11 protein-coding genes are annotated in these 14221 nt (G+C 47.6%); all 11 read right to left on the reverse strand.

Annotation, left to right across the window (positions count from 1 at the left end; translation table 11 throughout):
• Positions 1-123: 123 nt before the first annotated feature.
• Positions 124-1947, reverse strand: a complete 1824-nt coding sequence (locus GF401_00175) for a hypothetical protein (protein ID MBD3343458.1) — start codon at positions 1945-1947, stop codon at positions 124-126.
• 78 nt (positions 1948-2025) lie between these two features.
• Positions 2026-2961, reverse strand: coding sequence for a hypothetical protein (locus GF401_00180; GenBank protein MBD3343459.1), 936 nt, complete (start codon positions 2959-2961; stop codon positions 2026-2028).
• Between the two features lie 63 nt (positions 2962-3024).
• A complete protein-coding gene (locus GF401_00185) occupies positions 3025-4248 on the reverse strand; it encodes a hypothetical protein (GenBank protein ID MBD3343460.1) in 1224 nt (407 codons plus the stop codon).
• A 108-nt stretch (positions 4249-4356) separates the two neighbouring features.
• Positions 4357-5673, reverse strand: a complete 1317-nt coding sequence (locus GF401_00190; GenBank protein MBD3343461.1) for a nucleotide sugar dehydrogenase — start codon at positions 5671-5673, stop codon at positions 4357-4359.
• Positions 5674-5696: 23 nt separating this feature from the next.
• Complete coding sequence (locus GF401_00195) at positions 5697-6791, reverse strand: glycosyltransferase (GenBank protein MBD3343462.1); 1095 nt, start codon at positions 6789-6791, stop codon at positions 5697-5699.
• Between the two features lie 35 nt (positions 6792-6826).
• Complete coding sequence (locus GF401_00200) at positions 6827-7735, reverse strand: glycosyltransferase (protein MBD3343463.1); 909 nt, start codon at positions 7733-7735, stop codon at positions 6827-6829.
• A gap of 55 nt (positions 7736-7790) precedes the next feature.
• Positions 7791-8990, reverse strand: a complete 1200-nt coding sequence (locus GF401_00205; GenBank protein ID MBD3343464.1) for a glycosyltransferase — start codon at positions 8988-8990, stop codon at positions 7791-7793.
• 358 nt (positions 8991-9348) lie between these two features.
• Positions 9349-10521, reverse strand: a complete 1173-nt coding sequence (locus GF401_00210; GenBank protein MBD3343465.1) for an erythromycin biosynthesis sensory transduction protein eryC1 — start codon at positions 10519-10521, stop codon at positions 9349-9351.
• Between the two features lie 43 nt (positions 10522-10564).
• Positions 10565-11050 (reverse strand): N-acetyltransferase, encoded by a 486-nt coding sequence (locus tag GF401_00215; GenBank protein MBD3343466.1) that lies wholly within the window; start codon positions 11048-11050, stop codon positions 10565-10567.
• Positions 11051-11109: 59 nt separating this feature from the next.
• Positions 11110-12111 (reverse strand): gfo/Idh/MocA family oxidoreductase, encoded by a 1002-nt coding sequence (locus GF401_00220; GenBank protein ID MBD3343467.1) that lies wholly within the window; start codon positions 12109-12111, stop codon positions 11110-11112.
• Positions 12112-12752: 641 nt separating this feature from the next.
• The gene (locus tag GF401_00225) at positions 12753-13967 is read right to left on the reverse strand and encodes a sugar transferase (protein MBD3343468.1); all 1215 of its coding nucleotides are present in this window, start codon (positions 13965-13967) and stop codon (positions 12753-12755) included.
• Between the last annotated feature and the right edge of the window lie 254 nt (positions 13968-14221).

Raw genomic sequence — 14221 nt, forward strand, 5'->3', positions numbered from 1 at the left:
GGTTTAAAGGTGGATGGATGATAACCAGTGACGAGGAAGGAAGAGGATGATAAACGAAGACCATACAGTGGTCAAGTTTTGGATTTACCCTCTGCCTCCAACATTCGACTTTCGACCTCCCGTTCACCACCGCTCAATCAGCTCCCGGTTCAGGAGTTCGAGGGAGAGAAGGGTGAGTATTTCCGAAGTATTGTTTGCTTTACCGTTGCAGTGATCCATTACTGTTTTTTCCAGGGCAGTAGTTTTGATGTACGGACGGGAGATTGCCTGTGGATCCAGGAGTATCGATTTGACATAGTCGGCAAGCTGGTCCCTGAGCCATATGCGATAGTGGTAATATTTATGCCGTCCCAGAAACATCCGTTCCCACTGGAGTGGTCTCAGGAAGCGGTCGACAACGGTCATGGAGGGGGGCATGCCGTAATTTGCGAGATATTCCATTTTAAAGGAAAACTCCGCAGGTATGCGCCGTGCCTTGTTCAGGAGTCCGTTGTTTGCAGCGTAAAGGCCTCTGTCGGTAGGGACCCCGGCCAGTGTGGGGTTCAGTTCTCTGATCAGGCGAAGGGAGAGCGTTTCGTTAGTCAACATGCCGAGAGGTGCCGCATAGGCCATTTGTATGAGATCGTTGTCCAGATAGGGCGATCGCATGGTCAGAACCGACTGTTCCAGCGCCCGTCTCCCGTATGAATACCAGGGCATTTGCTTGAAGGCGATGAAGGTCAGGGGAGTACACTGGGAAACGGCGGCAAAGGTGTTTTCGGCCAGAGAAATATACTTAGCCAGATCCGGGTGTATCATCGCCTCCGGTACTTTTGTCAGGCCGAAAGGGCGATATCCTTTCAATATTTCGCTGCCGTAATTGCCGGTCAGGCGTATGGGAGCGATATCCCTGGCCCGGGTGTTCATATACAGTTCGGCCGCCCCGCTTACATCAAGGCACCCGTCGGTCCGGCGGATTGTTTCCGATGCCAGGGATTCGAAGTTGTCGAAAAAATCATCCTCGATTTTGAGTGCATGATGTGGCTGGTTGCACAGTCCGGCTATCTGACGGGCGACAATTGAATCGCGGGGTTCCCGATAGGGACCCGCAAAGGTATAACAGGGGAACGCGCCGGAATCCAGTTGTTCGCAGGCAAGAATCCTTCGGGTGTCCAACCCCCCGGTCAGGGATATACCGGTTTTACCCGGCTCCTGAAGGTAGCGGTTTACCACCGATGGGAAGAGTTCTTTCAGCCGCATATAGAAATCATCCGGCGACAGTATTTCCGTCTGTTCAAAGCCCTTGTGTCTGAAATACTTTTTCTTTTTGGGCTTTTTCTTCCCCGTAAAGATCCAGCGCGATCCTCCGGGCATATAGGACAACCCGGAAAATATGGTCCTGTTTTCTAAAGGGGTTCCGCAGCGCAGATACTCTCCCAGTCCTTTTTCATCGATACGGCGAAGCTCGGGAAAGAGGGCCAGCAGCGATTTCGCCTCGGAGGCAAAGTAGAAAGCGTCACTGGTTTCATGATAGTGAATCCGATGCATGCAGTACCGGTCGTTGAAAAGATAGGCCCGGCCTCTCCTCATGTCGATAAGGAGACCCGAAAACCAGCCGTTCAGTGATGAAAAGAAATCGCCTGGATTGTCTTCATAAAGGCGAACAAGATATGAGGCATCTCCTTGCTCCCGGTTCCGGGAGGGGGGGTGAAGAATATTGCTGCTCTTCGCATGGAATTCCTCGCCGGAGAAAACCAGGGCAACGTCCTCCGATTCACTGATTATCGGCATCCGGGCGTCAAAAGCACCCTTGTGTGCCGCCCATCCAACATAGATTCCCAGAGGCTCATAGACATACCTACCTGTCGCATAATCATTGTCACGCAGCATGCAGTTGAGCATTGTGTTCAATTCATTGTCTCTTGCCTCAGGATTTTTTTTGCTTATAATTCCTGTAATACCCGGCATGTGACACCTTCCAGATGTTAAGGGTGACCTGAAAAATTTACAAAACAGCGGGAATCGAGCCCTGAGGGCTCTCCTGTTTTATCGTTGGTATATTCGGTTGTAAACAGTTGTCCGTATGGTTTTGATACGGCTTTTCAGGGGTGATGGAATAAGCGATTTTGCGCCGTGGTGAAGTCCTGTTTTCAGTGACAGGGTACCCCGCGCATTAAGCGGGATATAGTAGCGGGGAATATCAAATCGCTTGAAACCATTATGCCGTTTGAATTCCGAAAGTCCGCTCTCCTCTTCTTCTTCATCATAGGTATACTTGCCGTAGACAAGATATTCCAGTCCTCTTTTGTAGCAGAGTTCCACTGCCCCGGCGATAAGCATCGTGGTGGGTGATTTGTCACGATGCGCGTTTTTGGAAATGATCTGCATCGTCCGCGCCAGATTTCCACTGCTTACCAGTTTAATGAAACCGACCAGTTCGTTATCGAGCCAGGCGCCCAAAAAGACCGCCCTGTCCGGATAGGTCTCGTTTACCCGTTTTACCTTTTCGTAATCTTCCCCGTAATGCCAGAATTTCCGTCCCTGACGAATCGGTGTTTCGTTATAGATTTTGGTGATCCCCCGGATCAGCCGGTCGTCAAAGGATGCTATATCAACCTTCAATCCCATATCCCGGGCCCGGCTGATCGCTCTCCGCTCTTTGCTGCTTATCCGTTCCAGCCAGGTCTCGTAGGCGGTGATCGGAAGGGCTGCATAATTGTCCCGTTCGCAGGGATAGGAATGCATCTGACGGATATCCGGCAGTCGCTGAGCAAAAGTGAACAGATCGGCAGGTGCCTTAGCGTCTTTGAGTGCCCCGAATATTTTCTCAGCATCAAAAGCTTTCTCATAGTACCATTCATCCTTTATCTGAGCGATACGGGGCATGGCACCGGTGATGACCACGAAAAGATCGCCGAAACGGTATGCAGGAACGGCCATTTGCTTGCCACCTAAGGTTATATAATCTTCACAGCGTTCCATCCATTACCTCCAGTACAATTATTACGATGGGTTTTGTCTGAGAGGGCTGTGCAAAAAAACATATCAATATTTTGCAGGGACCCCAACAGTTGTCAACGCGAAATTATCGGTTTTTTCAATTTCCGAAAGTTTGTTGAAAAGCATGGTAATACCCTTGTAGAGGGTGCACTGAGCCCAGTGCATCATGGGCATTTTTGCCTTAATTCCTCCGGGATACATGCGGAAATAAAAATGGCCGTCTCTGGCCTGCATATTATCGATCCACCATCCGGCGATTTTCCGGGCCGTCTCCAGGGATGATGGTTCGATATCGCTGAACAGAGTCAGGGTTTCGAGGGCCTGGCCTGCACACTGGCTGTCCACAGGATAGGTGCGGTTGTGGTAATACCGGGGGATGCCATTTTTTTCAAAGAAATTGCTCTTATAAAATTCAAAACCCCGGATCAGATATTCCCAGAGTGAATCATCACCGGTGGCGGCGATATATCGATAGAGACTGTCGAGATTGTAGCCGGTATGGAAATTATCGATCCAGCGATTGTAGGGCTCTTCGCCATACCACCATGCACCGTTTGACAACTGTTTCGCGCAGCTGTAGTGCATAGCCATACGAGCTCTTTTGAGGGCCTGTGAATTGCTCATCATTTTTCCTGCAGTGGCGAGAAATGATGCCCCGAGCATGCTGGCGTTATGGATCAGCGTCGCATCGTTGGGTTGATACGCGATACAGAGACCCGCATTGTCCTTTGTTACCGGAAGATCCATAATCCAGCGGGTTATGCTTTCAATGATTTTTCGGTGGCGGTCTATGCCGAACAATTCATAGGCATCGAGATAGGCATGGCCGATAAGAGATGTCCATACGACAATGGAATCATGCTTGGAATACCGTCCACCCCGGCTGGCAAAATCAAAATGGTTCGCCCAGCTGTGATTCTCGAATCTGGGCGATTTGTTTTTGTCGAGCCAGTCAAGCTGTTCGAGCGCACGAGCCTTGTAACGGTCGTCACCGGTACGCCTGAATCGTTCGAGATAGGCCCAGGTCATATATCCCCGCCCTTTCGTGGAGGGCAAGGGACGAATCCCCATGAGGGGCCGAAGATTTACCGGCGATTGACGAACCAGCTGCATCAGGACACGGTCCAGAAGGAGATTCCCAAATGTCAGGGGCCTGAACGCCGAAGTCAACCCGTCAAAAGGCTCATAGGCCATATAACGGTGGCGTTCTACCCACTGTTCCACTTTGGATAAACTGTTTTCGAGTTTATAGGTAATTTTATATTCCATGGTAACACTCCTTTTTGTACGGTAGTCGAAAGTCGAAAGACGAACGTCGAAGATAGAGAATTCATGATTTTACTCATTTGTCGTAATCTTCACCCCTGATTTACCTCTTCACCACGAAATTCCATAATAATTGCCGTTACATTCGGCTGGTTTGTTGATGATTCGTACCAGGTCGATAATGGTGTGATTGTTATGGATTTGTGAAAGTGCTCCCCGGAATTCTTCTTCATTGTTACCGATAACGACAACATCACTCGCGGCGATAAGATCTTCACAGTTTTTGCACATCAGCCGGGAGATATGGGGTATCTGTTTTTCGATATACTCCTTGTTGGCGCCCATCAGACGGGCGATTGAGACATTTTTATCGTAGATACGGATAGAAAATCCCTTGCCGATGAGTGTTTCGATCACTTCTACCAACGGGCTTTCCCGAAGGTCATCGGTGCCGCCTTTGAAACTGAGTCCCATGAAACCGATTGTTTTACCGCGGTATTCCAGCAGTTTGCTGATTACCCGGGTGATTTGCTGATGATTGCTGGTGAGTATGGAACTCATCATGGGGACTTCCAGATCCAGAATTTTCGATTCATAGGTGATGGCCCTCAGATCTTTGGGAAGGCACGATCCGCCGAAGGCAAATCCCGGTTTGAGATAGGCCGGTGAAATATTGAGCTTGTGATCCCGGCAAAAGATATCCATGACTTCATGGCTGTCGACGCCAAGCATCTTGCAGATACTGCCGATCTCATTGGCAAAGCATATCTTGAGTGCGTGAAAACAATTGTCGACATACTTGACCATCTCTGCCGTTTTGATATTCGTGTGGACAATCGGGGCATCGATACCGGTATATATCTCCTGAAGTAATTCTCCCGACCGGCTGTCGATTTCACCGATCACCGTTGTGGGCGGACTGAAAAAGTCTTTTACCGAGGTCCCTTCACGGAGAAATTCGGGATTCATGCAGACCCCGAAATGCTCGCCAGCCTTTTTCCCCGAAACCGTCTCGATGGTTGGAATAACCAACTCGTCAACGGTCCCCGGCAAGACCGTACTCCGCACTACGACGTCAAAGTAGTCGTTGCGATTCCGCAGGACAGCACCGATTTGTTCGGAGACACGGCGGATAAATGCTTTGTCGAGACTGCCGTTGCTCCGGCTGGGTGTGCCGACACATATCATTCCTACATCCGATTGATCCATCGCTTCCCGAACATCGAGTGTGGCCGAATATTGGTTATTGCGGATTACATCGGCAATAAGAGTGTCGATGCCCTGTTCAACAACCGGGCTTTTTCCATTATTTATCATTTCTGTTTTTAAGGGATTGGTATCAACGCCAATTATATGGTGGCCTAGTTTCGCCAGGCAGGCGCCCGATACACATCCAACATATCCTAATCCAAATACACATATGCGCATGGTTCACCTCTGCTTGTTGTGGTTTACTGAACAATTTCCGGTTTTCCGGGTACAACCGATTCTACACAGTGATAAAAGGAGCTGTACATATTGTCAATGGATGCTTCCTTGAGAAGGTCTTCTCGGGCATTTTGTCCGAGTTTCTCACGAAGTTCTTTGTTTTCGAGTAAGAGAATAAGCCGTTTTCTCAGCGCCGCAATATCGTTTTCGGCAACGACAAACCCATTGCGGCCGTCAACAAGGTAATGAAACTCCGGCGGCTGTTTGCCCTCTTCGGTAACGACAGGCAGCCCCCAGTACATAGCCTGATTCAATCCAAGGCCCACATGGCCCGGAATACAGAAAATATCGGCCATGGCAAAAATTTTGCTGATTGTGATGTTCGCCGGATCGTGGACTTCACCAAGATACTGTGTCGTGCGTGGATTCATGCTGCTTTGAAGCTCCTCCGAAAGTCCGCTTCCCACAATAACAAGCCCGGCGCCGTAACAATTCAAATTCCGGAATACCTCGATAAGATGGGCAACTTTTTTCCGCCCGCCGTCAATGCCCATCCTGCCGGCAAATAAAACAACCCGCTCAAAGGGAATACCAAGCTCCTGCTTAATCTGCTGCTTGCTTGCCATGATTGCAGGATAATCGTGGTAATTCACCGTATTGTTGGCGATAAATACCTTGCCGGTATTATAATGCCCTACATACTTCATCTCATGGGATGAGTAGAGAATAAGTCGATCGCTCAGGGTGTGGATATAGTGAAAGGCCATGTTCCGGATCGGATTGTCAGCATCATCCAGATTAGCCCCCTTTGTCCAGTAGGCAAAGGGTATTCGCCCTAATTTAAGCCAATGCAGAAGGGGCCAGATTACCCGGTCTTTCAGGTGAAGAAAAACAATGACCGCATCGGGTTTGACAGCAGCGATTTCTCGGGTGCAGGCGCCGAAGCTGAGTGGTATCTCCTTCAGGTCGAACTGATGCGGGTTTTTGTTGGATGATTGCAGTTTGTTGGTCCGAACAAACAGCTCCCACCCGTCATTCCTGAATTTTTCGGTAAAATAGTTATATACCGATACCCGGTAATGCATAACGGTATTTGACATGAGCAGTACTTTTTTCATGGTGTTTATTCCTTCGCTGATATTTCCGATATCTTTTAATAGTTCCGTACACGTATGGGCGGAAGCCCGGCCAGGGCCATCAGCTTGCCGGCATGATCGCAAAACCTTATAAGGATGCGCATGAAATGAGCGTGTGACATGAGAAGCAACGCCGGAAGCGTTACCGAATAGATACCCACTGCCGCAATCGACCGGGCAATGCCTTTGAGCGAATATCTTTCCCGCCGGGCAACAACGACTCCCCTGAGTAACGCTCGTTTCAGAAGGTATTTCCGGGTCATGCGCGCCGGGGGGACCGATTCAAATACCGGGGTATCATTACACCAGACCAGAACGCACCCCCGGGCCAGCATTCTTCGAAAAAACTCAACATCCTCGCCGCCGCTTAAGCCATACCGGGGATTAAACCGCTCGTTGTTTGCAAAGACACTCCGGCTTATGAACGCATTACCGGTATAGGTGGCTCGAGTATTGGTAATTATTGTCCCGGTCGGATAGCTGGGGCGTTCCAGCAGCTTGCCTTTCACTATCCATCGGGGAGGTTTCTGTTCAAAATGGGGTTTTGCCGGTCCGAATACCGCATCGGCTGAATACTGGCGGCAAACCAAGAACATGCGGATCAGCCATTTTGGCTCCGGATACTCGTCATCATCGATAAAAGCGACATAATCACTCTCCGACTCATCGATACACCGGTTCCGAGTCAGGGCAATATTTTTTTGGGGTTGCCATTCGTATCTGACCGGTACCGGCATCGTCTTTGAGAACCGTTTAACAAGGGGGAAAGCGCTCTGCCTGCTGTCGTTGTCGGTGATTATTATCGAATAAGTGAAAAGATTATTGGTTTCGATCGCCCGCATTTTCTCCAACAGACGGGTTAAAAGCACATTCCGCCGGTAGGTGCATATGCAGACTGCGATCGTTGGTAATTTCGATTTCAGCATCGTGTAATCTTTTGTTGGAGATACCGTTGCAGGGAGTTAAAAAAGCGACGGATCTTCAGCTTGACGACTTCTTCATTTGCCGGGTCGTGGCTGGTGACGACAACAGTTGCCGGATAATATCCAGGTAGAGATGTTTTTTGGTATCCCAGCAATTGCGGATAATGAATTCACCGCTCTGCCGCACATATCTGATCCGTATGTCGGGATTATCATAGAGGAGCTTGATCGCCTCTGCAAGCTCATATTCATTGCCCGATTCATAATATTTTACCAGGGTGTCCGGTATGTAATAGCGGTGTACCAGGGTGTCGGATACCACAAGGGGAACACCAACCATCATGAACTCGAATATTTTTGTACTGAATGCTTCGTTGGAAAATGCGTTCTTGAGTTTTGGCTCTATCCCCAGATCAGCATCGGCCATTATCAAAGGTATCTGCTCCAGTGCCACCGATCCTTTCATAACAACCCTGTCTTCCAGTTTCAGATCGGAGATAAGATTTCTGAAATAGTTTTCATCGGTACCCTCGCCATAAATATGAAATTCCAGATTTGGAATGTGGTCCCGGAGAAGATTGACTGCTCTTATCGCCGTTTCGATACCCTGGTGTTTGCTGAGCGAGCCGGGGTAGACGGCAACAAATTTTCCATCCTCCCGTGTCTGTCCTGTTTCGGTGAAGATATCGGAAACCGGATAGTTCATAATCGCCGTACACTTGTCGGAACGGATCGATCGATTGATCAGTTTTTCCCGCCATATATTATTGGCAATGATCACATGATCTGAAAAGGCGGTTGAAAAGCGTTCTGCAAGGATAAGCATTCGGAACAGAATTGAATCCTGGGTTGCACCGAATTTACTGAGAAATAGTTCGGGCACAATGTCGTGAATGTCCAGTATTACTTTTGTTCCCAGAACCTTTGGAATGATCGCTGCAAAAACTTCAAAATCGGGAATGGAATGGACATGAATCAGATGATACCGTTTCTTTATTCCCCGGGCGGCCAGCACAGAGGCCGAAAGGATCAGAAATCTCAGCATACGGACAAAATATCTGAGTTTTCCTTTTTCGTTGGTTTTCCGCTCCTGGATTCTGATTACCTTGACGCCTCTGATCATTTCGAATGTTGGCTGTCCGGTGGCCTTCAATGTTATCGCCTCCACTTCCCAGCCCTCTTTTACCAGGGTCTCGGCATAGCGTCGGACGCGATTGTCCCAGTCGTAATGTGTATATGCTACCATACATGCTTTCATGAGTGAGTCCTTTACTGTTTGAGGGTTGGGCGGGTGGTCCAATCAACCACAGAAATACTACCGTTCAAAAGTGAATGAGTATCTGCACCACAGATATAACAAGCTGAGTAATCATTGGTGAGTTAACTTTTCGTTACAACCTGCAGAGCTGAGAGAATAGTAATTTTCTTTATGGGTAGTGCAGTGAAGAATTCGGCGAATGTGCCGTACAAGCTGATCCCGATTTTTCGGGATCAGTTGATCGGATAGGTCTGAAATTCAGAGAAAGGTCAGGAAACGGCGCCCGCTCTCCGGGGGCTGAAGAATCGGTGTTGTGCCGTTGAGAGTTGTCGCTTTGTCCCGTATTGACGGGATCGATTTATTGATTTTGTGTTACTTCCACAACGCTCTCGATCTGTGCTTTGGTCAGACCGGGAAACATGGGAAGAGAAATTATCTCTTTTGCCGTTAGTTCGGTTACGGGAAGACTTCCTTCGGAATAATACAGATTGCTGTAGGCTTTCTGTAAGTGGAGTGGTATGGGATAGTGGAGCCCTGAACCGATACCATTATCGGCAAGAATTTTCTGCAGGCTGTCTCTGTCTTTCACCCGGATAATATAGAGATGATACACCGGTTGGGCCCATTCGGGGGTAAAAGGCGTAATGACGGCATTATTTCCCTTAAGGAGTTTAGTATATGTTGCTGCAGCTTCGACACGCTGTTGGTTCCATTCAGGAAGCTTTTTGAGTTTTATGCCTAAAAAGCCGGCCTGAATTGCATCGAGCCTGCCGTTGTAGCCTTCCATACCGTGAATATATTTCTGCGACTGGCCGTGATCTTTGAGCATACGGCATGCATGGGCAATATCATCGTTGTTGGTGGTGATGGCGCCGCCTTCGCCCAGGGCGCCGAGATTTTTGCCCGGGTAAAAACTGAATGCAGCGGCATGACCGATCGAGCCGCATTGCTGCCAGGCCTGGGCCTTCCGTGAGTAATACTGCGCTCCATGAGCCTGACACGCATCTTCGAGAACAAAAAGATTGTATCGTGAGGCCAGTTCCATTATCGGATCCATGTCAGCTGGCTGACCGTACAGATGAACAGGGATAATCGCCGACACCTGTTTGCCCGATTCTTTTTCGATAGTTATTCCGTTGTCGTCGAGCGCGCATTCGCTTTCGAGATACTTCCGCAGATTCTCGGGCGCCATATTATAGGTCTTCTCATCGATATCGACAAAACGGATTTCTGCACCCGCCTGCGAAATCGCTTCGGTCGTGGCGATAAACGTATTGGGCACGGTAACAACAATATCACCTTTCCCCACGCCCATTGCAATCAGAGCAAATCTGAGCGCACAGGTTCCACTCGATACGCCAATACAATGCTGTGCACCGGCAAATCGGGCAAAATTCTCTTCAAAACTCAAAAGTCGCGGACCACCGATAAACCGGGCAGTACCCAGAGCTTCTTTAAATACTTCGGTGAGTTCCTGTTCCAACTCTTTGTGAGGGGTTACCAAATCAAGAAAGGGGACGTTGTTTGGCATGGTTGCTCCTTTTTTTAAAAAATCCGAATATCGAATCTGGTTTTTATACTGCTTTTTCCGAAAGGGTCCTTAATACCTTTGCCGGATTCCCTGCTACCACTGTATTGGCTGGAACATCTTTGGTAACAACGCTTCCGGCACCGACAATAGCGTTTTCGCCGATTGTTACACCACAGATAATCGTGGCATTGGAACCGATCGATGCCCGCCGTTGTATGGTGGTGGTAATCACTTCCCAGTCATCTTCGGTCTGCAATGAACCGTCGGGGTTGGCCGATCGGGGGTATTTATCATTGGTAAACATTACACCATGACCGATAAAGGCATAGTCTTCAATAATAACACCTTCGCAAATGAACGTATGACTCTGAATCTTACACTGTTTGCCGATCGATGCGTTTTTCTGAATTTCCACAAAAGCACCGATTTTGGTACTCTCGCCGATAGAACAGCCGTACATGTTGATAAATTTCGAGAGTCTTACATTCTCTCCCAGTTGGACATCGGGGGCGATTGAATTAAGTTCCATATATGCTCCGTTTTTATTCCAGCCGTACAATGAATCGATTTGAGGGAATCGGGGTCTTTTTACAGTTTAATGAGCTTTCCGTCACTCTTGAGTGATTCATTGCACGCTTCAAGCATTCTCACAACCTGCATTCCGGCATGGCCATCGTTAACCGGTTTCTTTTTGTTTGCTATGCAATCGACAAAATACATCGCTTCCTGTTTCAGCGCTTCCGTGGGATTTACCTTGGGCGCATGAACGTCGCCGATCCGATAGGATACGAGCAGATCATACATTCCTTCCTTGGAGTCGACCGAAATGCCCTTATCGTAGATTTTCAGTTTTTCGTCGGGATCGACATCGTTCCATACAAGCATTTTTTTCTCACCGCCGATAAGCGTGTTGCGCATTTTGACGGGAGAAAGCCAGTTAACCGTAAAGTGTGCAATGAGATTGGAGTTGAAATAGACGGTAATATAGGCGATGTTTTCAAATTCGGAAACATGTGCCTTGCCGGTGGCAACGATGGCGGTTGGACTCTCGGGTATGATATAATTCATGATCGAGAAGTCGTGGGGAGCAAGGTCCCATACAACGTTGATATCATGCTGGAACAAACCGAGGTTGACCCGGGTAGAATCGTAATAATAAACATTGCCCAGCTCGTCGCCGTCAACAATGCCTTTGATCTTCTGTACTGCGCCGGTGAACAGGAAGGTGTGATCGACCATGATCGTCAATCCCTTCTGTTCCGCAAGATTGATTAGTTCTTCGGCTTGCCGTGACGTTGCGGTAAAGGGTTTTTCCACAAAAATATGTTTCCCGTTTTCAAGGGCCAGTTTGGCCAGCTCGAAATGGGTCGATACCGGTGTAATTACGGCAACGGCATCCGTCTCTTTTGATTTAATGACATCCGTATAGTCGGTTGTTGTGGTAATGTTTGGATATACTTTTTTCACTTTGTTGAGCGTCTGAGGGTTTTTGTCGCACACCGAAGTAACAGTACAGCTGTCAAGGCTATTGAAATTCCGAACAATGTTCGGCCCCCAGTATCCATAGCCGATAACCCCTAATGTAAGCATCTCCAACTCCTTTTTTAAGTATATAAGATTCGGAATTTAATATAATATAATAAGAGCGGTAAAAAGACACGGAAAAACGTGTGTTTTTAATTTTATTTTCCGATTTTCGCTTTTCAAATTTCGAAATTGAAAATGATTCAAGGATTGTGAGTTTCGCATTTTTAATTTATTACGATATTATTTCGAATTTCGGGTTTTCCCCTGGATACACCTTTCCCCTGTTGGCGGTACCGGTGTGTTTTGAGGCTGTAATAAACAAAGCAGGAACGATCGAAAAACAACCTGGCGCAATGATTCGATCGTGTGCAAACAATTTCATGGTCCTCAAAACTATTAACAAAGCATAATTCCGCATACGCATTGTAAATAAGCAAATACTATTCCAATGATTTTTCGGCCGAATTACAGAGGTAAACATACCGCAGCAGGGCTCTTCATGGTAAAGGAGCATCTTAACAGATGAAACCGGGTCCGAAGGTGCAGGGAGAATGGAGGTTTCCCGTAGCGAAACAATGGTCCGGGTATTCGAGAAGTGATGGTGCTTCATGGGAGTGAAATGTGGGCCATGAAAAAAGCCCCATGCCGGGGCTTTGAAATCCGATTAAATAGTTCAATTAACACAAGCTGAACACTGGTATGGTCTAGTAGGCGCCCTTGGAGGCAATAACGGCCAGAGGGGTTTTAATGATCAGTTTCAGATCCAAAAGGATCGACCATTTGTTAATATATTCGATATCCATTCGAGCCTGGCCTTCGAAAGTGGTCGCACTTCTTCCTTCAACCTGCCAGATACAGGTGATGCCGGGTTTTGTCTGAAGAACCCGTCGTTTGTGCCATGTATCGTATTCTTCGACTTCATAGGGGATCGCCGGTCGAGGTCCGACAAGTGACATGTTGCCCCAGAATACATTGAAAAACTGCGGAAGTTCATCAAGGCTTGTTTTCCGGAGCCATCTGCCGATCGGTGTTACCCGCGGGTCGTCTTTGATTTTGAAGACACCATCCGCACCGACCTCTTTATTGTTTTTGATAAGCTTTTTCATGTATTCTTTATGAGCCGAATCATCATTGTTCGGCCGCATGGTACGGAACTTGATTACCTTGAAAGGCTTTCCTCCCAAACCCGCACGCTCCTGCATGAAAAATACCGGCCCCTTGGAGGTCAGCTTGATAATGATCGGGATAACAATGAACAAGGGTGAAAAAATCAGTATCGCAACCAGACTTCCTGCAATATCGATGACCCGTTTCATTCCCGATGAGGTATTTTTACCGATATCCTTGTAAGCATCGGTATAAAAAAGACCATCAATCGGACGAGTTCCCCCTTGGGTGGGAAACATGAAACAGGAGATATTGATCAATTCTATTTGACGTTCATCGAGTTCGGTCATCAGGCACGAACGAACTTTATCGATCATCACTTTTTCGTTGGTACCGGTTGTTTCGGTATATAAAAGGCCGATTACCTGGTTTTTCTTATACCAGCCCTTTATATCGGTTTCCCGTGATGCTCCATCCAGAAGAGTAACGATTCGTCCAACGCAGAGTATATCCGCCATCTTATCGAGCGGGTCTTTGCCTTTGTGCTCCGATACAAGACCCCGAATATCGAGCATCATAAGCATAAACTGCTTCCGGGTCCGTTCGCTTCGTTTGCGCTCCAGGGTCAGCATCTCATGGAAATAATGCTCGCTGTACAAATGAAGATCATCATCCAAAACACGGTTCATCTTAGTGGTCCTGCTTGAAGAATGGTTGGTAATTCCGGGCAATTTGAACCCCAGACGGGTATTGCTTGAATGCTGAGTAACCTTGTTTGAAGATGTCTTCTGAGATTTGCTCAATCGTAACATCAATCGTTCCTCCGTTAGGTTTCTCCACTTTTTTCCTCTTGGGCCTGTAGGTTAAATATATACGTCTTATCTTTTAAAAAAACAGTTACATCTCTGTTACATTTTAGTTGCAGCATGTATCGAGCTGCACCCGTATTCCCGTATGCTTTTGTTGGAATTTCCATTATAACAAATATCTCTATTCATTTATGTATTCTGTTCTTTCCTATGATTACATAGTTTGCAATTAAAATGCCAAAAGAAGGTGGGCAGCT

The sequence above is a fragment of the Chitinivibrionales bacterium genome (genome assembly GCA_014728215.1).
Classification (GTDB): Bacteria; Fibrobacterota; Chitinivibrionia; order Chitinivibrionales; family WJKA01; genus WJKA01.

Bases quoted from the DNA above. Each gene is read 5' to 3' on its own strand.
- GF401_00190 (MBD3343461.1), bottom strand. From the start codon at position 5,673: ATGCGCATATGTGTATTTGGATTAGGATATGTTGGATGTGTATCGGGC.
- GF401_00180 (MBD3343459.1), bottom strand. From the start codon at position 2,961: ATGGAACGCTGTGAAGATTATATAACCTTAGGTGGCAAGCAAATGGCC.
- GF401_00185 (MBD3343460.1), bottom strand. From the start codon at position 4,248: ATGGAATATAAAATTACCTATAAACTCGAAAACAGTTTATCCAAAGTG.
- GF401_00200 (MBD3343463.1), bottom strand. From the start codon at position 7,735: ATGCTGAAATCGAAATTACCAACGATCGCAGTCTGCATATGCACCTAC.
- GF401_00210 (MBD3343465.1), bottom strand. From the start codon at position 10,521: ATGCCAAACAACGTCCCCTTTCTTGATTTGGTAACCCCTCACAAAGAG.
- GF401_00175 (MBD3343458.1), bottom strand. From the start codon at position 1,947: ATGCCGGGTATTACAGGAATTATAAGCAAAAAAAATCCTGAGGCAAGA.
- GF401_00220 (MBD3343467.1), bottom strand. From the start codon at position 12,111: ATGCTTACATTAGGGGTTATCGGCTATGGATACTGGGGGCCGAACATT.
- GF401_00205 (MBD3343464.1), bottom strand. From the start codon at position 8,990: ATGAAAGCATGTATGGTAGCATATACACATTACGACTGGGACAATCGC.
- GF401_00195 (MBD3343462.1), bottom strand. From the start codon at position 6,791: ATGAAAAAAGTACTGCTCATGTCAAATACCGTTATGCATTACCGGGTA.
- GF401_00225 (MBD3343468.1), bottom strand. From the start codon at position 13,967: ATGTTACGATTGAGCAAATCTCAGAAGACATCTTCAAACAAGGTTACT.
- GF401_00215 (MBD3343466.1), bottom strand. From the start codon at position 11,050: ATGGAACTTAATTCAATCGCCCCCGATGTCCAACTGGGAGAGAATGTA.